Source organism: Streptomyces sp. NBC_00887, assembly GCF_045207585.1.
Window position 1 is genome coordinate 6,101,725 of sequence record NZ_CP108788.1, and the last position, 23,869, is coordinate 6,125,593.

Sequence of the window (23,869 nt, forward strand, 5' to 3'; positions counted from 1 at the left end):
CGCAGACAAGGCCCATCGCTATCGGTGACGACCGACAGTCACCGATAGCGACCGCCATCATGCGCGACGGAGGAGTGCGTGGCTCAGGCCGCCAGGCGTCGCAGCCGACGGACTGCCTCGTGGAGGACGTCGACCTTCTCGCAGAAGGTGAAGTGGACCTGGCTTCGACCCGCGGCGGGGTCGTCGTAGAAGACCGAGTTGGGGATGGCGACGACGCCACAGCGTTCGGGGAGCGCGCGGCAGAAGGCGTAGGCGTCCTTCTCGCCGAAGGGGGTGATGTCAGTGGTGATGAAATAAGTGCCCTGGGGCTGGTAGACCTCGAACCCGGCGGACCGCAGGCCATCGCCCAGCAGGTCCCGCTTGGCGAGCATGTCCGCCCGGAAGGCATCGAAGTACGTGTCGGGCAGGGCGAGCGCCTCCGCTACCGCGTACTGGAACGGCCCGGACGCCACGTACGTCAGGAATTGTTTGGCCGAGCGGACGGCCGTGACCAGGTCCGATTTCGATGTGATCCAGGCCACTCCGTGTTCATGCACCTATTTGTTTCCTGGCCCCGCGTCGGGCCAGGTCGGCCCGGGTGAACTCGTTGTCGGCGCAGCAGCAGCAGCAGCAGCTTCGACGGGGGCGGGTCCTGTCGCAGGAGTGGGACTTTCAGCTGCTACCCGCCTCGCGCGATAGAAATCAGAGCGCAATCAGAGTACAGTCTGAGTATGAGCATCGCACCCTTGGCATTCGAATCGGAGTCTGTCTCGTTCACCGATCTGTCACGGAACCCGAAGGCTGTCGCGGCCAGGGCCGCAGCCCTGGGACGCCTGCGTGTCACGCACCGAGACGCGCCCGACATGGTGCTGACCACGGCTATATACGCAGAGCGTGCCGAGGAGAACCTGACCACGGCGTCCCGGCTGTTCCTTGCTTTGTTGAAGCAGGACGACGGTGCCAAGTCGCTTTTGCTCGCACTGCCCGAGGTGTTCCCGTGGGTGCGTCACCTGGACGCTGAGGAAGTCCGGGAATTCACTGTCGAGCTTCTGGAAGCGCTGTCCGACGCCGCTGAACTGGGCGCCAGGGAGGCTGTGCACCGAGCGATCGTCTCGTGGCGGGCCACCGCCCGCATCAACGCCGACCCTGACCAGCTCAGGGAAGCGCTCCGTCCGCTTGGTGACGTCGACCTCGGTCCGGTCGAGGTGCACGGGTGAGCCCGAAGAAAGGCGATCGCGTCAGCGTCCCTCCGCTGAGCGGCTGGAACGTCATCCACGGGACGACGGAGGCCGCGACCGGTTGGGAGGAGCTGTGCCGGGTGGCGTTGCCGAACGCGCATCGCTGCCTGGAAGCCCTTCGCGCAGACCCGCTGTCGCGGGCCAACTGGAACCGCCAGCACCAGCTCCGAGGCAGACACGCCACCAGGGAATGGAAGGGCTCTGAGCTGGAGCAGTGGGAGTACGAAATCACCAGCGGCGGCAGGGTCCGCTACCTGGTCAGCCCGGCCACCTCGACTGTGATCCTTGTGTACGCCTCCCCGCGACACCCGAAGGACACCGAATAGCCTGCGGCGCTTCGCTCGTGCAGAAGGCAGAGCGAACCGGGGCGTGGGCTGCGATGGGGACTTGCGGTGCTGGTGGCGGGCCGACTGGAGTCTGCGGACGGCCGTGCCAAGGACGACCGACCCCGTGGGCGGCGGTCAGTGCGCGAACGCCTTGCGGAGCCGTTCCGCCGCGTCCGCCAGTACCTCGACGCGTTTGCAGAACGCGAACCGGACGTATGGTGCGCCGGCCTCTCTGTGGTCGTAGAAGACGGCGTTGGGGATGGCGACGACACCCGCCCGCTCAGGCAGGGCGCGGCAGAAGGCGAGGCCGTCGCTCTCGCCGAGGGGCCGGATGTCGGCTGTGGCGAAGTAGGTGCCGGTCGGCCGGAAGACCGTGAAGCCGGCGTCGGTGAGGCCGGCGCTGAGCAGGTCCCGCTTCGCGCGCAGGTCGTCGCGGAAGGCCGTGAAGTAGGCGTCGGGCAGGCGCAGGGCCTCGGCGACCGCGTACTGGAAGGGCCCGGCCGACACGTACGTCAGGAACTGCTTGGCGGACCGGACCGCCGTGACCAGGTCCGGTGTCGATGTGATCCAGCCGACCTTCCAGCCGGTGAACGAGAACGTCTTTCCCGCACTGCTGATGGTGACCGTGCGCTCGCGCATGCCGGGGAAGGAGGCGAGCGGGATGTGCTCACCCTCGAAGACCAGGTGCTCGTAGACCTCGTCCGTGACGACGAGGAGGTCGCGCTCGCACGCGAGCTCGGCGACGGCGGCCAGCTCCTCGCGCGTCAGGACGGTGCCGGTGGGGTTGTGCGGGGTGTTGAGCAGGATCAGCCGGGTGCGGGGGGTCACGGCGGCGCGGAGTTCGTCGAGGTCGAGCCGGTAGGCGCCCTCGTGGGGGTGGAGCGTGACGGGGACGCGGGTACCGCCCGCCATGGCGATGCAGGCGGCGTACGAGTCGTAGTACGGCTCCAGCGCGACGACCTCGTCGCCGGGCTCCAGGAGGGCCAGCAGGGCAGCGGCGATGGCCTCGGTGGCGCCCGCCGTGACGAGCACCTCGGTGTCGGGGTCGTACGCCAGTCCGTATCGCCGCTGCTGGTGCTCCGTGATCGCGGAGCGCAGTTCGGGGACGCCGGGACCCGGTGGGTACTGGTTGCCGTGGCCGGCGCGCAGCGCCCGGACCGCGGCCTCACGGATCTCCTCGGGGCCGTCGGTGTCGGGGAAGCCCTGGCCGAGATTGATCGATCCGGTCCGTAGGGCCAGCGCGGACATCTCCGCGAAGATCGTCGTGCCGAAGTCGGCGAGGCGGCGGTTGAGCAGCGGTCGTCCCTGTGTCATGGCGCCATCTTGTGCCGAAGCTCTGGAGTTGCTCAAGTCTGCTTTGGCCGCGGCGTCCCAGGGGCATCCCCCTCACACGCAGGAAGCGGGGGGACCTCGCTTCGGGGGATGGAAGGGCGTGAGGTCATGGGAATGTTCGTCGCGGTACTGGTCGTGCTCGGGGTGCTGGCGAGCGTCGTCGGGCTCCTGGCGAGGGTGGGGACCCGGCAGAAGTCGTACGCCGGGCGCGTCCGGCGCGGCCGGGGCGGCCGGGGCGGAAGCGGTGGTGACGCCGGGGGCGGCGGCGGTACGAGCTGGTACGCGGGCGGCGAAACCGGCAACGTGTCCTGCGGCAGCGGCGGTAGCAGCGGTGGCGGAGGCGGCGGCCATTCGGGCGGCCACTCGTGCGGCGGAGGTTCGTCGTGCGGTGGCGGGGGTGGCTGCGGCGGAGGCAGCTGACACGGGGCAGCTGGTCCGCGGACGGGTGCGGTGCCCGCGAGGTGCCCGGTGGGTGAACTCCCGCCGGGCACCTTTTCGTTGGGCTTTTCTGGAACAGATGAACCGTGCTGCCCCCGAGGGGATGGAAACCACGTCAAGTTGGGTAAAAACGCTGTGAGTGTGGCGTACTTCATGATTCCCTCGCTGTAGGGAACATTCAGCCATCGGACCCTGATCGGGCCGGTTCAGGCGTTCCCCCTCCCCTAGGTGCGCCGACGGACCGGGGGCACCTCCTGTCCGTGCGTCCATGTGTGTTTTGCGGAGCCGACCCATGCTCACGACCCTCCAGACCGCCTATTCCGATACCCGTGCCGCTGATCTGGCCTGGGCGCTGGGACGCGAGCCACTGCCGGCCCTTGCCGTCCTGGACCTCCAACTGCCCTGTGCCAAGCTGCAGATGAGGCTGCTCGGCGCCTCCCACCAGGTACTCCTGGAGGAGGAGCGCGGTACCTGTTCCGAGACCGTTGCCTGTATTCCGGGCAGCAGCACGCCCCTGCCGCTCGGCGTCGCCAAGCGGACGGGTGAGTGGGAGTACGAGTTCGCGGCGCGCGTGGAGACTCTCTCGGAGGGCTCGTTCGCGGGGCGCGCACAGGAGTTGCTCGCGCTGGTGACCGACCATCCGCTCGGCCTTGCGGGGACGTTTCCCGGCAGCCCGTACGCCTTCACGGCCATGCTCGCGCAGTACTCGGAGGGCCAGGTGAGGTGGCGCACCTGGCACGCGTACCCGCAGGAGGGGCAGTTGGTGGTGACCCGGACCCGGGTGGGTGTGCGGATGCCCGCGCCGGCGCCGTGAGCGGGCGTGGTGCCGGTCCGCGCAGGTGCGGGGCCGGGACCGGCGCCGGTCCGCGCGGGTGCGGGGCGCATTCGACGTGCTTCCGGAGTGCCTCACTTGCACCCTTGTGGGTGACAAGCGGCGACGTCGCCGTAACGTAGCGTTCGCCCCATGATCGACCAGCAGGTGTCGCTGCGAGGGGGCGCGGCGCGGCTTCCCGTCCGGCCGAGGACCGGCCGTTTCCTCGTGCTGGCCGTGGTCTTCATCTGTGCCGCCTGTGGACTGGTGTACGAGCTCGAACTGGTCGCACTGGCCTCCTACTTGATCGGTGACTCGGTCACCCAGGCCTCCGTCGTGCTGTCCGTGATGGTGTTCGCGATGGGCATCGGCTCGCTTCTCGCGAAACGTTTACGCAGCCGCGCCGCCGTCGGGTTCGGGCTGATCGAGGCCGCCCTCGCGCTGGTCGGCGGATCGTCGGCCCTGGTGCTGTACGCGTCGTTCGCCTGGCTCGGGGAGTCGCGCTACGCGCTCGTGGGGTTCTCGATGGCGATCGGGATCCTGATCGGAGCGGAGATCCCGCTGCTGATGACGCTGATCCAGCGGGTCGACCGGCAGGACGCGGGCGGGGCCGTCGCCGACCTCTTCGCCGCCGACTACGTGGGCGCGCTGGTCGGCGGGCTCGCGTTTCCGTTCCTGCTGCTGCCGATGATGGGACAGCTCACCGGGGCGCTGTTCACCGGCTCCGTCAACGCGGCGGCGGGCGGTGCGCTGGTGCTGTGGGTGTTCCGGCGGGACCTCGGCACCCGCGAGCGCTGGCTGCTGATCGCCGCCAACGCCGTGGTGATCACCGTGCTGGCCACGACCGCGGTCCTGGTCGACGACTTCGAGAGGGCGGCGCGGAGCGCGGTGTACGGGGACGAGGTGCGGGTCGCCGTGCGGACCGAGGTGCAGGAGGTCGTCCTCACCGGAGCGGGCCGGGGCTCGCTCGACCTCTATCTGGACGGCCGGCTGAGGGTCAGCTCGCGCGACGAGTACCGCTACCACGAGGCACTGGTGCACCCGGTGATGAGGGGCAGGCACGGGCGGGTGCTGATCCTCGGCGGGGGCGACGGGCTGGCCGCCCGCGAGGTGCTGCGCTATCCCGACGTCGAGTCCGTCGTGGTGGTCGAGCTCGACCCGGCCGTCACCCGGTTGGCCCGTACGGACCCTGCGCTTTCCGGGCTGAACGGGCACGCGTACCGGGATCCGAGGCTGACAGCGGCCGACGGGGACGCGTTCAACTGGCTGCGGGCCACGGACGACCGCTACGACGTGGTGATCTCGGATCTGCCCGACCCGGGCATCACGGCCGGTACGAAGTTCTACTCGGCGGAGTTCTACGGCCTGGTCGAGGAGGCCCTGGAGCCGGGCGGCCGGCTGGTGGTGCACGCGGGGCCGCTGGGCAGCAGGCCGGAGACGTTCTGGACGGTGGAGGCGTCGATGAGGGCGGGCGGCCTGGCGACCCGCCCGTACCGCATCGAGGGCAGGCGCACCGGGTTCGCCGCGGGTCCGGACCGGCCCACGGGCGGGTCGCAGGCGCCGCACGACTGGGGGTTCGTGCTCGCTGCTCCGCGTGCGGTGGGCCCTCTGGGCCTCGACGGGCGGGTGCCGGGGCTGCGCTCCTTGGGGGAACGGGAGCTGCCGGCGGCCGAGCGCTCGGCGGAGCGGGTGCGGTTGAGGGGCGCGAGCGCGTCGACGCTGGTGCATCCGCGTTACTGGGAGGAACCGTGAGTGGGGCGAGGTGCTGTGGACCTCACGGTGTACGGGGTGTGGAAGCGCTGACGGGACGGCCCCGGCTGGGTAGGCTCGGTCGGTATGGAGCATGAGGTGTTCGTTCCGGTTCCGGTCGCGTCCCTTCGTCGGACGCTGGGTGACCCCGCCCGTGTGGCGCGCTGTGTCCCCGGCCTCCAGCAGGACGCCGATGTGTCGGCGGGGCCCCTGACCGGCCGACTGAAGATCCGGATCGACGGCCACACGATCACGTACCGGGGAGCGCTGACGATCACAGGCCGGGGTGACGACGCATTCCTCGTGTCCGGGGAGGGCGTGGAGGCCCGGGGCGGGGGCTCGGCAAAGCTGTCCCTGACCGTCGGACTCACCCGGACCGACGGCGGCACGACGGTCGCCTTCGGCGGGTCGGCGAGCGGCGAGGGCCGCATCGTGGAGCTGGAGGAGGCGGCGGCGCTCGCCGCGGCGCAGCGGCTGCTGGACCGCTTCACGCAGCAGTTGGTGACGGAGTCCCTGGCTGCCCGGGATACGCAGGAGACCGCTCCCGGAACTGCGCCCGCTCCCGGAACTGCGCCCGGTCCCGGCCAGGCGTCCGGGGACCCGGACGACGCATCGCAGCCCGAGCCGTCGCAGCCCGAGTCTTCTGCCACCGAGGCTTCTGCCTTTGATGCGTCCGACTCCGAGCTGTCGGACTCCGAGCCGTCCGAGCCTTCGGCCTCCGGCGAGGTGCGCGACAAGGGCTCGGTGTTCGATTCCCCCGTGCCGCCGCCCTCGCTCGATCCTGCGGCAGAGTTGGAGTTCACCGTGCCGGACGGACCGCCTGCCGAGGCCGCACACGCCCGGCGCACCATGATCGGTCGGAGTACGGAGGAGGTCGACCACGCTCCGCCGCGCGGCCGGTACGCCCCCGTGCCCTCGCAGGACGACATGACCGCCGGCGTCACGCTGCGCTGGATCGCTCCCGCGGCCGCTCTCGTGATCGCCTCCGCCGTGGTCGTGGGCCGGGCCCTGCGGCGTCGGCGGTAACCGCTGTCCCGGTGCTCGGACCGCGCGATGCGCCGCATCCGACGCCGTGCGCCGATCCACCGGGGACGGCGGGACAGGCCCTGGCCGCGCCAGTAGTGTTCTGGGGTGAGCAGAGCTGCGAAGGACGTCCGGCTGACCGCCGGCGACGCCGAGTTGACCGTTGACCCCGTCCATGGCTGCCGGATCCGCAGCCTGCGGATCGGTGGCACCGAACTGCTGCGCCAGGGCGAGCGGTACGGCTGCTTCCCGATGGTGCCGTGGTGCGGCCGCACCGAGAACGGCCTTTTCCGCAACGGCAGCGAGCTGCACCGGTTGCCGCTGAACCCCCCGCCGCACGCGATGCACGGCACCGGCCGCGACACCGACTGGCAGCCCGCCCGGCAGGACGAGGCGGAGGCGGCCTTCTTCTACGACCTGGCCGACCCGTGGCCGTACGAGGGACGGGTGACGCAGTCCTTCGAACTGACCGAGGACGCGCTGACGCTCCGCATGGGTGTCGAGACCTACGGGAATTCCTTCCCGGCACAGGCGGGCTGGCACCCCTGGTTCCTCCGCAACACCGGCGGTCAGGACGTGCGGATCGACTTCGACGCCGCCTGGCAGGAGGAGCGTGGCGACAACCACCTGCCGACCGGCCGCCGGATCGACCCCCTCCCCGGCCCCTGGGACGACTGCTTCGGGATGCCCGAGGGCGTCGATGTGAAGCTCACCTGGCCCGAACAGCTGGAGCTGACGGTGAAGAGCCGGGACGAGTGGGTGGTGATCTACGACGAGCAGCCCGAGGCCGTGTGTGTGGAGCCGCAGTCGGGCCCGCCGAACGGGCTGAACACCATGCCCCGGCTGGTCACCCCGATCGACCCGCTCGAGATCGTGACGACCTGGAGCTGGGTGCGGCTCTGAGACGTGGCCGCGGCGCGGCCACGTCAGCGCTTACCCTCGTGAGCATGACTGACGTACGCGCTGAGCTGCTCCAGCAGATCAAGGACAAGGCCGTGGTGCACGGCAAAGTGACCCTCTCCTCGGGTCTGGAAGCCGACTGGTACATCGACCTGCGCCGGATCACGCTGGACGGCAAGGCCGCGCCGCTGGTCGGCCAGGTGATGCTCGATGCCACCGCCGAGCTGGACTACGACTGCGTCGGCGGTCTGACGCTGGGCGCCGACCCGGTGGCCACCTCGATGCTGCACGCCTCCGCGGCGCGCGGGAAGAGCCTCGACGCGTTCGTCGTCCGCAAGGCGCAGAAGGCGCACGGGATGCAGCGCCGGATCGAGGGCACGGACGTCAAGGGCCGCCGCTGCCTCGTGGTCGAGGACACCTCGACCACCGGTGGTTCCCCGCTGACCGCGGTCGAGGCGGTGCGCGAAGCCGGCGGTGAGGTCGTCGCCGTCGCCGTGATCGTGGAGCGGGGTGCCGCTCCGGCGATCGCCGAGGCCGGTCTGCCTTACGTCAACGCCTACGGGGTCGCGGACCTCGACCTGGCCTGACCTGCACGTTTCCTGAAGGGCGGCCGGTTTCACGTGAAACCGGCCGCCCTTCGCGTACGCCCGTAAAGATGCTCCGGCCACGGGCCGGGTGGAGCCGGGGCGAGAGTCTGGAAAGATGGGGGCGACGATGACGTCGCCCCCAGGTCAGGGACCAGCACTGCACACCCGCACATCCCAAGGAGCGGACAGATGCCCATCGCAACCCCCGAGGTCTACGCCGAGATGCTCGACCGGGCGAAGGCAGGCAAGTTCGCCTACCCGGCCATCAATGTGACGTCGACCCAGACCCTGCACGCTGCGCTGCGCGGCTTCGCGGAGGCGGAGAGCGACGGCATCGTCCAGATCTCCACCGGTGGGGCTGAATTCCTGGGCGGCCAGCACAACAAGGACATGGTGACGGGCGCCGTAGCCCTGGCCGAGTTCGCGCACATCGTCGCCGCCAAGTACGACATCACGGTCGCCCTGCACACCGACCACTGCCCCAAGGACAAGCTGGACACGTACGTCCGTCCGCTGATCGAGGTCTCCGCGGAGCGCGTCGCCAAGGGCCTGAACCCGCTCTTCCAGTCCCACATGTGGGACGGTTCGGCCGAGACCCTCGCCGACAACCTGGCCATCGGCCAGGAGCTGCTCGCCAAGGCCGCCGCCGCCAAGATCATCCTTGAGGTCGAGATCACCCCGACCGGTGGCGAGGAGGACGGCGTCACGCACGAGATCAACGACGAGCTGTACACGACCGTCGACGACGCCCTGCGTACCGCCGAGGCCCTCGGTCTGGGCGAGAAGGGCCGCTACCTGCTGGCAGCGTCCTTCGGCAACGTCCACGGCGTCTACAAGCCGGGCAACGTCGTCCTGCGTCCCGAGCTCCTCAAGGACCTCCAGGAGGGCGTCGGCGCCAAGTACGGCAAGGCCGCGGGCAGCCAGCCGTTCGACTTCGTCTTCCACGGCGGCTCCGGCTCCACGGCCGAGGAGATCGCCACCGCGCTGGAGAACGGCGTCGTGAAGATGAACCTCGACACCGACACGCAGTACGCCTTCACCCGCCCGATCGTGGACCACATGTTCCGCAACTACGACGGCGTGCTGAAGGTCGACGGCGAGGTCGGCAACAAGAAGGTCTACGACCCGCGCAGCTGGGGCAAGTCCGCCGAGGCGGGCATGGCCGTGCGTGTCACGCAGGCCTGTGCCGACCTGCGTTCCACGGGCACCAAGCTGAAGTAAGTACGTCACGGACGCACCGGGCCCGGCCCCCCTTTCCTGGGGGTGCCGGGCCCGTTCCGTGTCCGGCCGAACCATGAGGAATCCGCTGTGAGTACGCCTGCGCGCTACGACTTCGACACCGTCATCGACCGCCGGGGCACCTGGTGCGTCCAGTGGGACGGGGTCGCCGACCGGTTCGGGGTGGACGGGCTGCTGCCGTTCACGATCTCCGACATGGACTTCGAGACCGCGCCCGAGGTGCTGGTCGCGCTGCGCGCCCGGCTCGACCACGGGGTGCTCGGCTACACGACCTGGCAGCAGGACGACTTCCGGTCGGCGATCGCGCACTGGTACGCGACCCGGTACGGCACGGAGCTCGACACCGGCCGGCTCGTCTACGGGCCGTCCGTGCTCAGCCAGCTCTCCCAGCTGCTCCAGATGTGGACGGGCGAGGGGGACGGCGTGGTCGTCCACACCCCCACCTACGACGGCTTCCGTAAGGCGATCACCGGGCTCGGACGGGAGCTGCGGGGGGTGCCGGTGGGGGACACCGAGGCGCTCGAGCATGAGCTGGGGCGGGCCGACGCGAAGGTGCTCGTGCTGTGCTCCCCGCACAACCCGACGGGGCGGGTGTGGACGGAGGCCGAGCTGCGGGAGACGGCGGCACTCGCCCGGCGCCACGGGGTCGCGGTGATCAGCGACGAGATCCACGCGGATTTCGTGCACGACGGACACCTGCACGTGCCGTGGACACGGGTGGCCGGTGACGGGCGCTGGGCGGTGATCAGCTCGGCGTCGAAGTCGTTCAACTTCCCGGCGCTGACGGGTTCGTACGGGATCATCGGCGATCCGGCGGACCGGACGGAGTACCTGCGGCGCATGGAGACGGCGGAGGGGCTCGCCTCACCGGCCGTGCTGTCGCTGACGGCGCACATCGCCGCGTACCGGGAGGGCGGGGCGTGGCTGGACGCGGTACGGGAGTACGTCGCCGGGAATCTCGCGCTGATCGCGGAGCGGCTGAACGGGGCGTTCCCCGAGCTCGGGTGGGAGCCGCCCCGGGCGGGCTATCTGGCCTGGATCGATCTGCGCCCACTGGGTGTGGACGACGAGGCGCTGCAGCGGGTGCTGATCGAGCGGGAGAAGGTCGCGATCATGCCGGGCGCGGTGTACGGGGCGCCGGGGTTCCTCCGGCTGAACGCGGGGTGCCCGCGGAGCAAGGTGGAGACCGGGGTGGCGGCGCTGGTGCGGGCTGTGCGGGCGGTTCGGTAGAGGATGAGCCGCTGGGTGGGCTCCTCGACCGCCCGAGGGGCTTGGAGGTGCTCCCGAGCGTCCGGCGGGCGATGCTGCTCGTATGACAGACGCGGCCGACGGCGCAATCCGGGTTGCCTCGCCCGCGGGGCGGTGGATCGTCCTGACGACCGTCCTCGGGTCGAGCATGGCCCTGCTCGACTCCACGGTCATCAACGTCGCTCTTCCCCGGATCGGCGAGGACCTCGACACCGACCTCGCCGCCCTCCAGTGGACCGTCAACGCCTACATGCTCACGCTGGCCGGGCTGATCCTGCTCGGCGGTGCGCTCGGGGACAGGTTCGGCAGGCGGCGGGTCTTCGTGATCGGCGTCGTCTGGTTCGCCGTGGCCTCGCTGCTCTGCGGTCTGGCGCCGAACGCGGCCGTCCTGATCGCGTCGCGAGCCCTCCAGGGCGTCGGAGGCGCCCTGCTCACCCCCGGTTCGCTGGCGCTCATCCAGGCGAGTTTCCATCCCGACGACCGGGCCCGCGCCGTGGGGCTGTGGTCGGGGCTCGGCGGGGTCGGTGCCGCGGTCGGGCCGTTCGTCGGGGGCTGGCTCGTGGACGGGCCCGGCTGGCGCTGGGTGTTCCTGCTCAACCTCCCGCTCGCCGCCGTCTGCCTGCCCGTCGCCCTGCGCCACGTACCGGAGTCCCGGGACCCCGCGGCCCACGGCCGTTTCGACGTGCTCGGAGCCGCGCTCGCGGCCCTGGCGCTCGCTCTGGTCACCTATGCGCTGATCGAGGTTCCGGTGCAGGGCGCGTCCGCAGCGGTCGTCGGTGCGGCGATCGGCGGGGTGCTGCTCGGGGTGGCGTTCGTCCAGGTGGAACGCCACCGGGCCGACCCCATGGTGCCGCCGTCGATCTTCGCGTCCCGGCAGTTCACCGCCGTCAACATCGTGACGTTCTGTGTGTACGCGGCTCTCGGCGGCTTCTTCTTCCTCTCCGCGATCCAGCTCCAGGTCGTCGCCGGCTACTCGGCGCTCGGCGCGGGCACGGCGCTCCTGCCGACCACCGTGCTCATGCTGCTCTTCTCCGCGTCCGCCGGTGACCTCGGCCGGCGCATCGGGCCACGGATCCCGCTCACGGTCGGCCCCCTGCTGGCGGCGGCCGGGATGCTGCTGTTTCTGCGGGTCGGCCCGGGCGCCTCGCTCTCCTCGTACGTCCAGGACGTCCTGCCGGCCGTCCTGGTGCTGGGCATCGGCATGGTCGTCCTGGTGGCGCCGCTCACCGCGACCGTCCTGGCAGCCGTCGACACGGGTCGGGCCGGGCTGGCCAGCGGGATCAACAACGCGGCGGCGCGGGCGGCCGGACTGCTCGCCGTCGCCGCGCTGCCGCTGCTCGCCGGGATGGGCCCGGAGGCGTACCGCGACGCCGGGGAGTTCGCCGCGACCTTCCGCCGGGCGATGCCGATGTGCGCCGGGCTCCTGGTGGCGGGGTCGGTGATCGCCTGGTCGACGGTGCGGACGACCCCGGAGGCGGCACGCGGGTGCCGGCCCGAATGCACGACGCACTGCGGGGTCACGGCCCCGCCCCTGGAACCGGAACGGCAGACGGCGCGACGGGAGGGCGGAACGTAGTCGCCCGGGTGTCCACGACGCGGGCGGAGCCAGGCACACTTGAACCATGTCCATCCACGAGAACCTGCTCGGGGGCCCCGCCCCGACCCACCTGCCCGACGACCCGGAGCCGCGCGAGCTCCTCGCCGGCGGCGCCGCACCCGCCGATGTCGCGGCGAAGTACCCCACGTCCTCGCTGGCCTGGGCCCAGCTCGCCGACGAGGCGTACGAGGGCGGCCGGGTCATCGAGTCGTACGCGTACGCCCGTACCGGCTACCACCGTGGTCTCGACGCGCTGCGCCGGGCGGGCTGGAAGGGCCACGGCCCCGTCCCGTTCGAGCACGAGCCGAACCGCGGCTTCCTGCGCGCCCTGCACGCCCTCGCGCGTGCCGCGCAGTCGATCGGCGAGCAGGAGGAGTACGAGCGCTGCTCGTCGTTCCTCCGCGACTCCTCGCAGACCGCAGCCGACACCCTGGGCTGAGCCCCGTCCGCACCCGCAGGGCCCCGCAGGCGGCACCCTCGCCTGCGGGGCCCGACGCGTCCCGCGCCGCTCCGGTTTAGGATGCGAACAGGGGACCGGAGCTCCACCACCTCAGAGGAAGGGGCGGACCGCTACCCGGAAGCTCGTGTCGAGGAGACAGAAATGTCGACGATCAACCCCGACCCCGAAGCCACCGGTGCGGACACCCCGCACCTGGACTTCGCGGGAACGACTCCGTACGAGGACTATGTCCAGGCGGATGTCCTGACCCACCTCCAGCACCTTCGCTCGGACGATCCCGGCGAGATGGTCTTCCTGGTCACCACCCAGGTCATGGAGCTGTGGTTCACGGTCATCGTCCATGAGTGGGAGACCGCGACCCGTGCCCTGCGCGAGGACCGCATACCCGTCGCACGCGACGCGCTGAAGCGCTCGCTCCGGGAGCTCGAGGCGCTGAACGCCTCCTGGAAGCCGCTGGCAGGCCTCACCCCCGCCCAGTTCAACTCCTACCGGGGCTCCCTCGGCGAGGGCTCCGGTTTCCAGTCGGCGATGTACCGGCGGATGGAGTTCCTGCTGGGTGACAAGTCCGCGTCCATGCTCGTGCCGCACCGGGGCGCTCCCCGTGTCCACGCCGAGCTGGAGAAGGCGCTCCACGAGCCGGGCCTGTACGACGAGACGCTCGCCCTGCTCGCCCGGCGCGGTCACGCGGTGCCGCAGTCGGTGCTCGACCGTGACCTGTCGCGGAAGTACGAGCCGTCCCCCGTGGTCGAGGCGATCTGGGCGGAGATCTACGCCGGTCCCGACCAGAACGACGAGCTCGTGCGGCTCGGCGAGGTGCTGACCGACGTCGGCGAGCTGGTGTGGCGCTGGCGCAACGACCACCTGGTCGCCACCCGGCGTGCGATGGGTTCGAAGACCGGCACCGGAGGGTCGGCCGGGGTCGCCTGGCTGGAGAAGCGGGCCACGAAGAACGTCTTCCCCGAGCTGTGGACGGCGCGCAGCCATGTCTGACCTCTACGAGCGCGCACAGGCGCTCGACGCCGCCGACGAGCTCGCCGGCCGCCGCGAGCTGTTCAGCCTCGACGACACCGTCTACCTCGACGGGAACTCGCTGGGCGCACTGCCCCGCCACGTCCCCGCCCGCCTGCAGGACGTCATCACCCGGGAGTGGGGCTCCCTGCGCATCCGCTCCTGGGACGAGAGCGGCTGGTGGACCGCTCCCGAGCGGATCGGCGACCGGATCGCCCCGCTGGTCGGGGCCGCCGCCGGGCAGATCGTGGTGGGCGACTCCACCAGCGTGAACGTCTTCAAGGCTGTGGTCGCCGCGAGCCGTCTGGCCGCCGACGGCCGCGACGAGATCCTGGTCGACGCGACGACGTTCCCGACGGACGGGTACATCGCCGAGTCCGCGGCCCGGATGACGGGCCACCGCATCGTCCCGGTCTCCCCGGCCGACGTGCCGGCAGCACTCGGTCCCCGTACGGCGGTCGTCCTGCTCAACCACGTCGACTACCGCACGGGCAGGCTCCACGACCTGCCGGGCCTCACCGCCGCCGTCCACGCGGCGGGCGCCCTCGCGGTCTGGGACCTGTGCCACAGCGCGGGCGCCCTGCCGGTCGGCCTCGACGCGCACGGGGTGGACCTGGCCATCGGCTGCACGTACAAGTACCTGAACGGCGGCCCCGGTTCGCCCGCCTACCTGTACGTCGCCGAACGCCACCAGGCGGCCTTCGACTCGCCCCTGCCCGGCTGGACCTCGCACGCCGACCCCTTCGGGATGACCCCCGAGTACACCCCGGCGGACGGTTCCGTGCGGGGCCGGGTCGGTACCCCGGACGTCCTCTCGATGCTGGCGTTCGAAGCGGCGCTGGACGTGTGGGAGGGCGTCACGGTCGAGGCCGTGCGGGCCAAGTCCCTCGCCCTGACGGACTTCTTCCTGGAGTGCGTCGCCGCGTACGTCCCCGAGGGCCGGGTCGTCCCGGTCACCCCGGTCGCCCACGCCGAGCGCGGGAGTCAGGTCTCGCTGCGCTGCGAGAACGCGGACGACACCGAACCGGTGATGCGCGCGCTCATCGAACGCGGCGTGGTCGGCGATCTGCGCCGCCCGGACGTGCTGCGGTTCGGCTTCACCCCGCTGTACGTCGGCTTCGCGGACGCCGAGCGCGCCGCGCGGATCCTGGCGGAGGTCCTGGCCGCCTAGGGCCTCGCGTTCCGTACGGGTCCGGTCCTCGAGGACCGGACCCGTACGGGCCTGCTGCCGGTCCGCCGGCGGCCCGCCGTACTGATACCGTCCCCGCAGGTCAGTCCAGTTGGGCATATGCGTAGGACGGTTGGAGCAGCATGTCGGATTCTGCCGCGCGTGATCGTGACGCCGCCGAGACCGAGTCGGCGTTCGCGCATCCGGTGGTCGCCCCCGATCGGTCCGCGGCCTATGGCAGCCATCCCGACCAGGTGATCGACTTCTTCGCTCCGCGCGACGGCCGGACCGGGGCTCCGCTCGTGGTCGTCCTGCACGGAGGGGCCTGGCGCGCCCCGTACGACCGGCATCATGTGTCGCCGTTCGCGGACTTCCTGGCCCGGCGCGGGTTCGCCGTCGCCAGCGTCGAGTACCGGCGCGGCAGCGAGATCCCGCAGCAGGCGGGGGCGGGTCCGGTCGCGGGGCGCTGGCCCGAGACGTTCGACGACGTGGCCGCAGCGATGGACGCCCTGCCGGTGCTCGCCGCCCGGGAGCTGCCGCAGGCCGACATACGGCGGACCGTGGTCACCGGGCACTCGGCGGGCGGACAGCTGGCCCTGTGGGCCGCCGCCCGGCACGTGCTTCCGCTCGGTTCGCCGTGGCGGCTGCCCGCGCCGCCGCCCCTGCGCGGAGTGGTCGCGCTGGCGCCGATCGGTGACTTCACGAGCGCCGTCGAGCTGGACGTCTGCTCCGGTGCTGTGCGCCAACTCCTCGGTAAAGAAGTGGACTTCGAGGAGCGCGGGTTGCACGTCGATCCGGCCGAGCTGCTCCCGACCGGGATCGCGACCGCCGTCGTCCAGGGCGTCGACGACCTCACCGTGCCGCAGGCGGTCACGGAGGCGTTCGTGGACGCGGCGGCGAAGGCGGGGGAGATGGTCGGGCTGACGCTGCTGGACGCGGTCGGGCACTTTCCGCTGATCGACCCGTCGGCCGACGCGTGCGCGGTGGTGGCGGAGGAGATCGCCCAGCTGGCCTGGTAGTACTTGCGACGGACGGCCCAGGATCCGCATCACTGCTGACGACCCCGGCCGCGGTGGCGCCTACCTTGGTGAGCGTGACCGAGACGAAGACCAGAAGCCCCGAGCTCCGGCTGGCCGCAGGGGCGATAGACGGCCTGCGGCAGGACCTCTTCCACGACGTTTTCGACTACCGTCCGCTGGACCCGCTGGGCACCGGCGGCCCGGTGATCAAGAGGCTGCCCAGGGCGATCCGGAAGCGGGCGGTCTGGACGCCGCACGCGGTGGTCGGCGTGGTCGCGCTGATCTCGCTGCTGGCCGGAGTGTTCGAGGCGAACACCTACTCGGTGTTCGGGATGGCGACGCTCATCGCCGGTGTGGTGCCCTCCGCAGCCCTGATGATGACGCTGGTCCGCCCCGTTCTCGCGTTCTGGGTGTCGCTCGCGACCACCCCGCTGGTGGCCGTCGTCGGCCACGGGGACTGGCCGTGGGGGCCGAACGCCTTCGCCTGCCACCTGGGTGTGCTGATCGTCGTCGCGGCGAGGACCCGGCCGCGTACGGCCGCGTGGATGTGGCTGATCACCCTGGTCGCCGGGTCCTTTCTGGAGAACTTCGGAAGCGGTTACTCGCCCACCACCGGGCCCATGGCCGTCGCCTCCGCCTTCGCCCTGCTCCTCGTCACCGTGGTGCAGGTACGCCGTGACGCCGAGCGAGAGGTGACCGTGCAGCGCACCGTCACCGCCGTCGAGCGCGACCGGCGCACGCTCCTGGAGGAGCGCACCACCATCGCCCGTGAGCTGCACGACGTCGTCGCCCACCACATGTCCGTCGTCGCGATCCAGGCCGAGGCCGCCCCCTACCGTGTGGAGAACCCGCCGCCCGAGCTGGAGCAGGCCTTCGTCACGATCCGGGAGAACGCGGTCGCCGCGCTCACCGAGCTGCGCCGCGTCCTCGGTGTCGTACGGGCCGACGACTACGAGGCGCCGGACGCCCCTCAGCCCACCCTGGCCGAGACCGACCGGCTGCTGGCCAATGTGCGGGAAGCGGGCCTGGAGACGGAGAAGACGGTCACCGGCGCGGTGCGCGAGCTTCCGCCGGGCGTCGAACTGTCGGCGTACCGGATCATCCAGGAGGCCCTGAGCAACACCCTCCGCCACGCTCCCGGCGCCACGGCCAAGGTGGAGATCGGGTACGTGCTCGGCGGGCTCGGGCTGCGGGTCGTCAACGGGCCTGCGACGGGGCTGGTCAAGCCGTCGCCCGGGGCCGGGCACGGGATCACGGGGATGCGGGAGCGGGTCGCGATGCTGAACGGCGAGATGACGGCCGAGGCCACGGGGGACGGCGGCTACGAGGTCGCCGTGTTCCTGCCGGTGGCGGCCGGGCGGACAGCTGCCGGGGAGGGTGGGGACGCGTGAACGACTCCACCATCCGGGTGCTGATCGTCGACGACCAGATGATGGTCCGCGAGGGCTTCTCCGTGCTGCTCAACGCGATGCCCGGCATCGAGGTCGTCGGCGAGGCCGTCGACGGCCGGCAGGCCGTGTCGCAGGTCGCGGCCCTGCGCCCCGACGTGGTGCTGATGGACATCCGGATGCCGGAGCTCAACGGCATCGAGGCCACCCGCGAGATCGTCGCCGCCGACGCGGACGCCAAGGTGCTCGTCCTGACCACGTTCGACCTGGACGAGTACGTGTACCAGGCGCTGCGCGCAGGGGCCTCGGGATTCCTGCTCAAGGACGCCTCCGCCCGCCAGCTCGCCGACGGGGTACGGGTGGTGGCGTCGGGCGAGGCACTGCTCGCGCCGACCGTGACCAGGCGGCTCATCAAGGAGTTCTCGAAGCTGGCCGAAGCACCCCGGCCGCCCGCCATGGCCAGGATCGGCGACCTCACCGAGCGCGAGACGGAGGTGCTCGTGCTGATCGCCCAGGGGCTGTCGAATCTGGAGATCGCCTCGCACCTGGTGGTCGCCGAGTCCACGATCAAGACGCATGTGAGCCGCATCCTGGTGAAGCTGGGGCTCAGGGACAGGACCCAGGCGGCCGTGTTCGCGTACGAGGCGAGGCTGGTCACACCCGGATAGCGTCGGGCTCATGCATGTGTCCTTCGACCCCTGGTCGCCGGCGTTCGTCGCCGATCCGTACCCCGCCTACGCCGCGCTGCGCGCCACCGGCCGGGCGCACTACTTCGAGCCGACCCGGCAGTGGCTGATCCCGCACTACTCCGATGTGTCGGGACTGCTGCGCGACCGGCGCCTCGGCCGGACGTATCTGCACCGCTTCACCCACGACGAGTTCGGCCTCGACGCCCCGCCCGCCGCCCACGAGCCCTTCCACACGCTCAACGGGCAGGGGATCCTCGATCTGGAGGCCCCCGACCACACCCGGATCAGACGGCTGGTCGCCAAGGCCTTCACGCCCCGCACGGTCGAGATGCTCGCCCCCGTGGTGGAGCGGATGGCCGCCGGGCTCGTCGAGGAGTTCACCGCGGCGGGCGGCGGCGATCTGCTCACCGCGGTCGCCGAGCCGCTGCCCGTGGCGGTCATCGCCGAGATGCTCGGCATCCCGGAGTCCGACCGGGGGCTGCTGCGCCCCTGGTCGGCGGCGATCTGCGGGATGTTCGAGCTGAACCCGCCGGAGGACAGGGCACGGGCCGCCGTTCAGGCGTCGGTCGAGTTCTCCGCGTATCTGCGCGGGCTGATCGACGAGCGGCGCGGGGACCCCGGTACGGACCTGATCACCGCGCTCATCGCCGCCCACGACGAGGAGGAGCGGCTGACCGAGCAGGAGATCATCTCCACCTGCGTGCTGCTGCTCAACGCGGGCCACGAGGCGACGGTCAACGCCACCGCGAACGGCTGGTGGACGCTCTTCCAGCACCCGGAGAAGCTGGCCTCCCTGCGCGGCGACCACAGTCTGCTGCCGACCGCGGTGGAGGAACTCCTGAGGTACGACACCCCGGTGCCCATGTTCGCGCGCTGGGTCCTGGACGACATCGAGATCGACGGCACCGTCATCCCGCGCGGCTCGCAGGTCGCGCTGCTGTTCGGCTCGGCGAACAGGGATCCGGAACGCTTCGCCGAGGCCGGGACGCTGGACCTGTCCCGGGAGGACAACCCGCACATCGCGTTCGGGGCGGGCATCCACTACTGCCTGGGTGCACCGCTGGCCCGCCTGGAACTGGCGGCTTCGTTCGGTGAGTTGCTGCGCAGGGCGCCCGGTATGCGGCTGTCGGAGGAACCGGAGTGGAAGCCGGGGTACGTGATCCGGGGGCTGCGGGAGCTTTTGGTGGAGATCTGAGGAGGGGGCCCGGAGAGCCGGGCCCTCGTCCCGCTACGTGGACTCTCAGGGAAGGGGCGCGCTCCCTGGGCGAGGACACACCTGGGGGCGGAGCTGGTCGGTGTGATGGACCGGTGGCGAGGGAGCCGCGGGGCGTCGGGCGGGAACTGACCCCGGGGAACGGCCCCGGGCGGTCGGCGCACACCCACGCGCGGGTCAGCGCGCCGTCGGACCGGCGGGGCCACCGGACCGGCGGGGCCACCGGACCGGTGTCCGGCAGCCCCTGCGCCTGTCACGTCACCTGCCCGGATCCGTCGCCGGCGGAAGTATCAGCCCCCACGCCCCCGCCCGCACCGTCCACGTCCGGGTCCGGACCGGGCCCGCGACCTGTACGTCCGCGCGGTAGCGGAAGTCCGGGCCGGAGACCGTGACCGCCTTGGCCTCCACCGTGACCGTCTCCCCGGACGTCGTGTGGATCACCACGTCCGCGAGGCCCCCGTCGCCCTGCGTGGTCACCGACACGCCCTCGACCGGCCGGTCCAGATCGTTCAGCAGGACCCCGTCCGCCTCCACGCGCAGCCGGTGAGCGCGCGGTGGGGACGAGGGCGGGGCCGGGCGGACCAGGGCCGCCATCAGGCTCCGGCAGGTGTCCCAGACCGCCGTGACACCCGTGTGGGGCGCCTCGGGGCCCGGCGCCGGGCTCAGCGCGGGGATGCGCAGATCGCCCAGCACGACGCCGTCGCTGTCGTCGACCAGGAGGTCCAGCCGACGGGCTGCCCCCTCGAGCGCCGCGCGGGCAGCGGCCACGGCGCCCCGGGGCACGCCCAGCGCATGGGCGAGTTCCAGCGTGTGCGGCGCGCCGATGGGGATCAGGGAGAGCGCACTTTCGGCCAGCTCCCGTTCCCGGTGGAGCTGGGCCACGGCGCGCAGCAGCGCGTGGTCGTCACCGACGACCACGGGCCGCCGTCCGCCCCGCCGGGACAGGGCCCGGGCGAACTCCTCCGGACTGTCCGGGAGGCACATCTTGGCGTGCGAACCCGCGCTCAGCACGTCCTTCGCGATACGCACGGACTCGCCGTCGAACCGGCGGGCAAGGGGGTCGATGAGTACCAGTAGCTGGTGGTCGCCGTCGCCGGGGGGCTCTGCAGCCGACACCTCGGTCCTTCCTCGGGTAGCATCTTGGTGCAAGAGCCCCTTGCGCTATTGCGCCAGGGGCTTCGTCTATTCCGGGGCACCCGGTTCGACGGCTCAGGCTTTGCCGCACATCGTCGTGCGGCAGGTACGACCTTTACGTACGCCCCCTGACCTTGGACATGCCCCGCCCGGAAGGGGTGTACGCCTGTGCCCGCACTTGTGCTGCTCGGTGCTCAGTGGGGTGACGAGGGCAAGGGGAAGGCCACCGACCTCCTCGGTGGATCCGTGGACTATGTGGTGCGCTACCAAGGTGGCAACAATGCCGGCCACACGGTCGTCGTCGGCGACCAGAAGTACGCACTGCATCTCCTCCCCTCCGGAATCCTGTCGCCGAGCTGTACGCCGGTGATCGGTAACGGTGTCGTGATCGACCCGGCGGTCCTGCTCTCCGAGCTGAGCGGTCTGAACGAGCGAGGCGTCGACACGTCCAAGCTTCTGATCAGCGGCAATGCTCATTTGATCACCTCGTATCACACCACGGTCGACAAGGTGACGGAACGCTTCCTCGGCTCCCGCAAGATCGGTACCACCGGTCGCGGAATCGGACCCACGTACGCGGACAAGATCAACCGCGTCGGCATCCGGGTCCAGGACCTCTACGACGAGTCGATCCTCGTCCAGAAGGTCGAAGCCGCTCTCGACTTCAAGAACCAGATCCTCGCCAAGCTCTACAACCGGCGCGCGATCGAATCCGGCAAGATCGTGGAGGAGCTGCTCACCTACGCGGAGCAGATCAAGCCGTACGTCGCCGACACGACGCTCATCCTGAACAACGCCATCGACGAGGGCAAGGTCGTCCTGTTCGAGGGCGGCCAGGGCACTCTGCTGGACGTCGACCACGGCACGTATCCCTTCGTCACCTCGTCGAACCCGACGGCGGGCGGTGCCTGCACCGGTTCCGGCGTGGGCCCGACGAAGATCAGCCGGGTCATCGGCATCCTCAAGGCGTACACCACGCGCGTCGGTGCCGGACCCTTCCCGACCGAACTTCTCGACGAGGACGGCGAGGCACTGCGTCGTATCGGCGGCGAACGCGGTGTCACCACCGGCCGTGACCGCCGCTGCGGCTGGTTCGACGCCCCGATCGCGCGGTACGCGACCCGGGTCAACGGCCTCACGGACTTCTTCCTCACCAAGCTGGACGTGCTGACCGGCTGGGAGCAGATCCCGGTGTGCGTGGCGTACGAGATCGACGGCAAGCGCGTCGAGGAGCTCCCGTACAACCAGAGCGACTTCCACCACGCGAAGCCGATCTACGAGATGCTGCCGGGCTGGTCCGAGGACATCACGAAGGCCAAGACCTTCGACGACCTGCCGAAGAACGCGCGGGACTACGTGAAGGCGCTGGAGGAGATGTCCGGCGCTCCGATCTCCGCGATCGGTGTCGGCCCCGGCCGCACCGAGACGATCGAGATCAACTCCTTCCTGTAGGAGTCGTCCAGGAGTCGCCGTGACGGCGGCCGTCCCTGCCTCGGCAGGAGCGGCCGCCGTCACGCGTTCCCGCCCGGGTGCGGAGGGTTCAGCCCGCGGCGCACACCTGCATCCCCTTGGGCATGGCGCACGGCAGGTGGCCGTGGTTGAGCATGATCCCCTGGCCGCCGCCGCGGCTCAGATAGTCGAGGAAGCCGGCGGCGGGCGAGCCGGCGGGCGGGCGGCCGTAGGTGTAGGCGTACTCGATCTCGCGGAACGGGTACGTGGAGGCGTCGATGTCGTCGATGGACGGGGTGGTGCCGTCGATGGCCAGCTGGTGCAGCCCCTTCAGGTCCTCGCCCTTGCGCAGTTCGCTGTAGCCGATCGCGCCCTCGACCGAGGCGACCTGGTCCAGGACCTCCTGGGTGCCGTTGAGCTCGCAGCGGACGTAGGGGACCGACGGGTCGTCCTTGGTGGTGCAGTCGCGGGAGGAGAAGGTGGGTTCGCTGCCCCCCAGCACCCGGCGCCCGAACACCTCGCGCGTGCCGGAGTCGGCGTCCCGGCTGATCAGCTTGATCGTCAGGTCGGGCCCGCCCGCCTCGTTCCAGTTGGTGATCTCGCCGCGGTAGATCCTCCGGACGGTGTCGAGGCTCAGGTTCCGGACCCGGACGTGATCGTTGACGACGAGGTGGAAGAGCGAGACGCCGACGGGGGTCTCGCTGAGCTCCGTGTACGCGGCGGGCTTCACGCCGTCGGAGAAGGCGACGACCGTGTCACCGGGCCGGGACTTCGCCTCGCCGGCGAGCCTGCGCAGGCCCTCGGCGCTGCCGCGCGCCTTCACCTCGATGCGGACGCCCTCGCACTTCGACTCGAGCTGCTCCTCCACCGCCTCCAGGACCGGACCGAACGCCGTGGAGCCGGTGACCGTCAGACGGCCCGGGGCGCACTCGATCGGCGGCGGCGGGGCGTTCCGTACGAGGATGATCGAGGCGAGCGTGACGACGCAGACCGTCAGGGCCACCGTGATGATCCGTGCGGAGCGGCTGAAGACGGGGGGCTTCTCGTCCGGCCGGAGTGCCTGGTTCGGGGTCACCTCGCCGTCCCGGATGCCGCCGGTGACCCTGATCGGGCTGCCCACGTGCGAGCCGGTGAGCAGGACCAGGAGCTTGAAGTGCTCGTTGCGGTTGAGCGGGACGCGCGGCAGCCGGATGAGGGACCCGGTGTGCCGCAGCCCGGCAGCCGGTGTGAAGTGGTCCATGAGGTGGTCGGCACCCGGGGAGTGCGTCACGGCGACGCCGCGGACGGTACGGCCGGTGAACTCCGCCGTGAGGCCGTGGAGCTGTTCGCCGCGCCCGGTGTAGTCGTCGTCGGCGATCGACTGCGAGCCGTCGTTCTCGACGCGGAGCAGTACGAGGGTGGCGTCGGCCATGTCCGGGGTCTCGCTGAAGAGCCCGAGCCGTACGTTGGCCCGGCCCTGGCTGACACCGCTGCCTATCGGGGTGTCCATCTGGACGCGGTAGCCGATGCGTTTGCGGCGCGGTACGCGGCGTTCGTACCAGAGCACGCCCGCGGAGGTCGCCACGCCCATCGCGGCGGTGAGGACGGCGATGACGTTCTCGGGGTCGAACCACGCCATGGTTGCCTGCGCTCCCTCGTGGGTGCGGTGTGCCGGTTCGCGTCACCGTACGGTCCCGGCCAGGGCGGTGGGCGGGTGGCCGGATTCCTTCCGATGAAGTTCGCCTCGTGTTCAACCTGCGTGAATTCCGGGGCGGTTGGCCGGGCTGTTCGTGCTGGGGCCAATCCTGGTCTAGACCTTGACAGGTCCAGACCATCGGCGGTTGAGTGTCGGTCACCCCCATGGCGGCGCACGCTCATCGCCGCGCCGCGCCGAA

22 protein-coding genes and 1 pseudogene are annotated in these 23,869 nt (G+C 71.1%); 19 read left to right on the top strand and 4 right to left on the bottom strand.

Features of this window, described 5'->3' with window-relative positions; all coding sequences use genetic code 11:
- Positions 1-83: 83 nt before the first annotated feature.
- Positions 84-509: pseudogene (locus OG844_RS27960) on the bottom strand (aminotransferase class I/II-fold pyridoxal phosphate-dependent enzyme); the annotation flags it as partial.
- Between the two features lie 201 nt (positions 510-710).
- On the opposite strand from OG844_RS27960, the gene OG844_RS27965 reads away from it, so the two are divergent.
- On the top strand, positions 711-1,196 hold the full coding sequence (locus OG844_RS27965) for a prevent-host-death family protein (protein WP_406393986.1): 486 nt from the start codon (positions 711-713) through the stop codon (positions 1,194-1,196).
- Entirely contained in the window at positions 1,193-1,543 is a 351-nt protein-coding gene (locus OG844_RS27970) for a hypothetical protein (protein WP_406393987.1), read from the top strand. The genes OG844_RS27965 and OG844_RS27970 overlap by 4 nt, the downstream gene beginning before the upstream one ends.
- Positions 1,544-1,678: 135 nt before the next feature.
- Here the strand turns inward: OG844_RS27970 and OG844_RS27975 are convergent, their stop codons facing one another.
- Positions 1,679-2,857, bottom strand: coding sequence for a pyridoxal phosphate-dependent aminotransferase (locus OG844_RS27975; RefSeq protein WP_406393988.1), 1,179 nt, complete (start codon positions 2,855-2,857; stop codon positions 1,679-1,681).
- 126 nt (positions 2,858-2,983) lie between these two features.
- Here OG844_RS27975 and OG844_RS27980 point away from each other — a divergent pair, with 126 nt between their 5' ends.
- The 16 genes from OG844_RS27980 to OG844_RS28055 all read left to right on the top strand — a co-directional run bounded on the left by OG844_RS27980 (position 2,984) and on the right by OG844_RS28055 (position 19,394).
- The gene (locus OG844_RS27980) at positions 2,984-3,295 is read left to right on the top strand and encodes a hypothetical protein (protein ID WP_406393990.1); all 312 of its coding nucleotides are present in this window, start codon (positions 2,984-2,986) and stop codon (positions 3,293-3,295) included.
- 310 nt (positions 3,296-3,605) lie between these two features.
- Positions 3,606-4,127 carry a DUF2617 family protein gene (locus OG844_RS27985; protein ID WP_406393992.1) on the top strand — a complete coding sequence of 174 codons (522 nt, stop codon included), beginning with the start codon at positions 3,606-3,608 and terminating at the stop codon, positions 4,125-4,127.
- A gap of 150 nt (positions 4,128-4,277) precedes the next feature.
- Positions 4,278-5,876, top strand: a complete 1,599-nt coding sequence (locus tag OG844_RS27990) for a polyamine aminopropyltransferase (protein WP_406393994.1) — start codon at positions 4,278-4,280, stop codon at positions 5,874-5,876.
- A gap of 84 nt (positions 5,877-5,960) precedes the next feature.
- Positions 5,961-6,899 (top strand): carbon monoxide dehydrogenase, encoded by a 939-nt coding sequence (locus OG844_RS27995; protein WP_406393995.1) that lies wholly within the window; start codon positions 5,961-5,963, stop codon positions 6,897-6,899.
- A 105-nt stretch (positions 6,900-7,004) separates the two neighbouring features.
- The gene (locus OG844_RS28000) at positions 7,005-7,799 is read left to right on the top strand and encodes an aldose 1-epimerase (protein WP_406393997.1); all 795 of its coding nucleotides are present in this window, start codon (positions 7,005-7,007) and stop codon (positions 7,797-7,799) included.
- A 44-nt stretch (positions 7,800-7,843) separates the two neighbouring features.
- Positions 7,844-8,383, top strand: coding sequence for an orotate phosphoribosyltransferase (gene pyrE / locus OG844_RS28005; protein WP_329209525.1), 540 nt, complete (start codon positions 7,844-7,846; stop codon positions 8,381-8,383).
- Between the two features lie 189 nt (positions 8,384-8,572).
- Positions 8,573-9,604 carry a class II fructose-bisphosphate aldolase gene (gene fbaA, locus OG844_RS28010; RefSeq protein ID WP_351181550.1) on the top strand — a complete coding sequence of 344 codons (1,032 nt, stop codon included), beginning with the start codon at positions 8,573-8,575 and terminating at the stop codon, positions 9,602-9,604.
- 87 nt (positions 9,605-9,691) lie between these two features.
- Positions 9,692-10,852 (top strand): MalY/PatB family protein, encoded by a 1,161-nt coding sequence (locus OG844_RS28015; RefSeq protein ID WP_406393999.1) that lies wholly within the window; start codon positions 9,692-9,694, stop codon positions 10,850-10,852.
- A gap of 82 nt (positions 10,853-10,934) precedes the next feature.
- Complete coding sequence (locus OG844_RS28020; RefSeq protein ID WP_406394001.1) at positions 10,935-12,446, top strand: MFS transporter; 1,512 nt, start codon at positions 10,935-10,937, stop codon at positions 12,444-12,446.
- A 46-nt stretch (positions 12,447-12,492) separates the two neighbouring features.
- Complete coding sequence (locus tag OG844_RS28025; RefSeq protein ID WP_329209531.1) at positions 12,493-12,906, top strand: DUF3151 domain-containing protein; 414 nt, start codon at positions 12,493-12,495, stop codon at positions 12,904-12,906.
- A 162-nt stretch (positions 12,907-13,068) separates the two neighbouring features.
- Positions 13,069-13,917: a tryptophan 2,3-dioxygenase family protein gene (locus OG844_RS28030; RefSeq protein ID WP_406394003.1), complete on the top strand. Its 849-nt coding sequence runs from the start codon at positions 13,069-13,071 to the stop codon at positions 13,915-13,917.
- Positions 13,910-15,106, top strand: coding sequence for a kynureninase (gene kynU / locus OG844_RS28035; protein ID WP_406394005.1), 1,197 nt, complete (start codon positions 13,910-13,912; stop codon positions 15,104-15,106). Before OG844_RS28030 ends, kynU begins: the two co-directional genes overlap by 8 nt.
- A 140-nt stretch (positions 15,107-15,246) precedes the next feature.
- Positions 15,247-16,122, top strand: coding sequence for an alpha/beta hydrolase family protein (locus tag OG844_RS28040; protein WP_406394007.1), 876 nt, complete (start codon positions 15,247-15,249; stop codon positions 16,120-16,122).
- A gap of 74 nt (positions 16,123-16,196) precedes the next feature.
- The gene (locus OG844_RS28045) at positions 16,197-17,513 is read left to right on the top strand and encodes a sensor histidine kinase (RefSeq protein ID WP_406394008.1); all 1,317 of its coding nucleotides are present in this window, start codon (positions 16,197-16,199) and stop codon (positions 17,511-17,513) included.
- Complete coding sequence (locus tag OG844_RS28050; protein ID WP_329209540.1) at positions 17,510-18,178, top strand: response regulator transcription factor; 669 nt, start codon at positions 17,510-17,512, stop codon at positions 18,176-18,178. The genes OG844_RS28045 and OG844_RS28050 overlap by 4 nt, the downstream gene beginning before the upstream one ends.
- A gap of 10 nt (positions 18,179-18,188) precedes the next feature.
- A complete protein-coding gene (locus tag OG844_RS28055) occupies positions 18,189-19,394 on the top strand; it encodes a cytochrome P450 (protein WP_406394009.1) in 1,206 nt (401 codons plus the stop codon).
- A 276-nt stretch (positions 19,395-19,670) separates the two neighbouring features.
- On the opposite strand, the gene OG844_RS28060 is transcribed toward OG844_RS28055, so the two are convergent.
- On the bottom strand, positions 19,671-20,528 hold the full coding sequence (locus OG844_RS28060) for a diacylglycerol kinase (protein WP_406394011.1): 858 nt from the start codon (positions 20,526-20,528) through the stop codon (positions 19,671-19,673).
- Between the two features lie 186 nt (positions 20,529-20,714).
- Here OG844_RS28060 and OG844_RS28065 point away from each other — a divergent pair, with 186 nt between their 5' ends.
- Positions 20,715-21,998 carry an adenylosuccinate synthase gene (locus OG844_RS28065; protein WP_351173872.1) on the top strand — a complete coding sequence of 428 codons (1,284 nt, stop codon included), beginning with the start codon at positions 20,715-20,717 and terminating at the stop codon, positions 21,996-21,998.
- Between the two features lie 88 nt (positions 21,999-22,086).
- On the opposite strand, the gene OG844_RS28070 is transcribed toward OG844_RS28065, so the two are convergent.
- A complete protein-coding gene (locus tag OG844_RS28070; protein WP_406394012.1) occupies positions 22,087-23,613 on the bottom strand; it encodes a PstS family phosphate ABC transporter substrate-binding protein in 1,527 nt (508 codons plus the stop codon).
- Positions 23,614-23,869 lie beyond the last annotated feature (256 nt).

Excerpts from the sequence above, each read along its gene's own strand:
- OG844_RS27965 (WP_406393986.1), top strand. The coding sequence starts at position 711 with ATGAGCATCGCACCCTTGGCATTCGAATCGGAGTCTGTCTCGTTCACC.
- OG844_RS27975 (WP_406393988.1), bottom strand. The coding sequence starts at position 2,857 with ATGACACAGGGACGACCGCTGCTCAACCGCCGCCTCGCCGACTTCGGC.
- OG844_RS27980 (WP_406393990.1), top strand. The coding sequence starts at position 2,984 with ATGGGAATGTTCGTCGCGGTACTGGTCGTGCTCGGGGTGCTGGCGAGC.
- OG844_RS27985 (WP_406393992.1), top strand. The coding sequence starts at position 3,606 with ATGCTCACGACCCTCCAGACCGCCTATTCCGATACCCGTGCCGCTGAT.
- OG844_RS27990 (WP_406393994.1), top strand. The coding sequence starts at position 4,278 with ATGATCGACCAGCAGGTGTCGCTGCGAGGGGGCGCGGCGCGGCTTCCC.
- OG844_RS27995 (WP_406393995.1), top strand. The coding sequence starts at position 5,961 with ATGGAGCATGAGGTGTTCGTTCCGGTTCCGGTCGCGTCCCTTCGTCGG.
- pyrE (WP_329209525.1), top strand. The coding sequence starts at position 7,844 with ATGACTGACGTACGCGCTGAGCTGCTCCAGCAGATCAAGGACAAGGCC.
- fbaA (WP_351181550.1), top strand. The coding sequence starts at position 8,573 with ATGCCCATCGCAACCCCCGAGGTCTACGCCGAGATGCTCGACCGGGCG.
- OG844_RS28020 (WP_406394001.1), top strand. The coding sequence starts at position 10,935 with ATGACAGACGCGGCCGACGGCGCAATCCGGGTTGCCTCGCCCGCGGGG.
- OG844_RS28025 (WP_329209531.1), top strand. The coding sequence starts at position 12,493 with ATGTCCATCCACGAGAACCTGCTCGGGGGCCCCGCCCCGACCCACCTG.
- OG844_RS28030 (WP_406394003.1), top strand. The coding sequence starts at position 13,069 with ATGTCGACGATCAACCCCGACCCCGAAGCCACCGGTGCGGACACCCCG.
- kynU (WP_406394005.1), top strand. The coding sequence starts at position 13,910 with ATGTCTGACCTCTACGAGCGCGCACAGGCGCTCGACGCCGCCGACGAG.
- OG844_RS28040 (WP_406394007.1), top strand. The coding sequence starts at position 15,247 with ATGTCGGATTCTGCCGCGCGTGATCGTGACGCCGCCGAGACCGAGTCG.
- OG844_RS28055 (WP_406394009.1), top strand. The coding sequence starts at position 18,189 with ATGCATGTGTCCTTCGACCCCTGGTCGCCGGCGTTCGTCGCCGATCCG.
- OG844_RS28070 (WP_406394012.1), bottom strand. The coding sequence starts at position 23,613 with ATGGCGTGGTTCGACCCCGAGAACGTCATCGCCGTCCTCACCGCCGCG.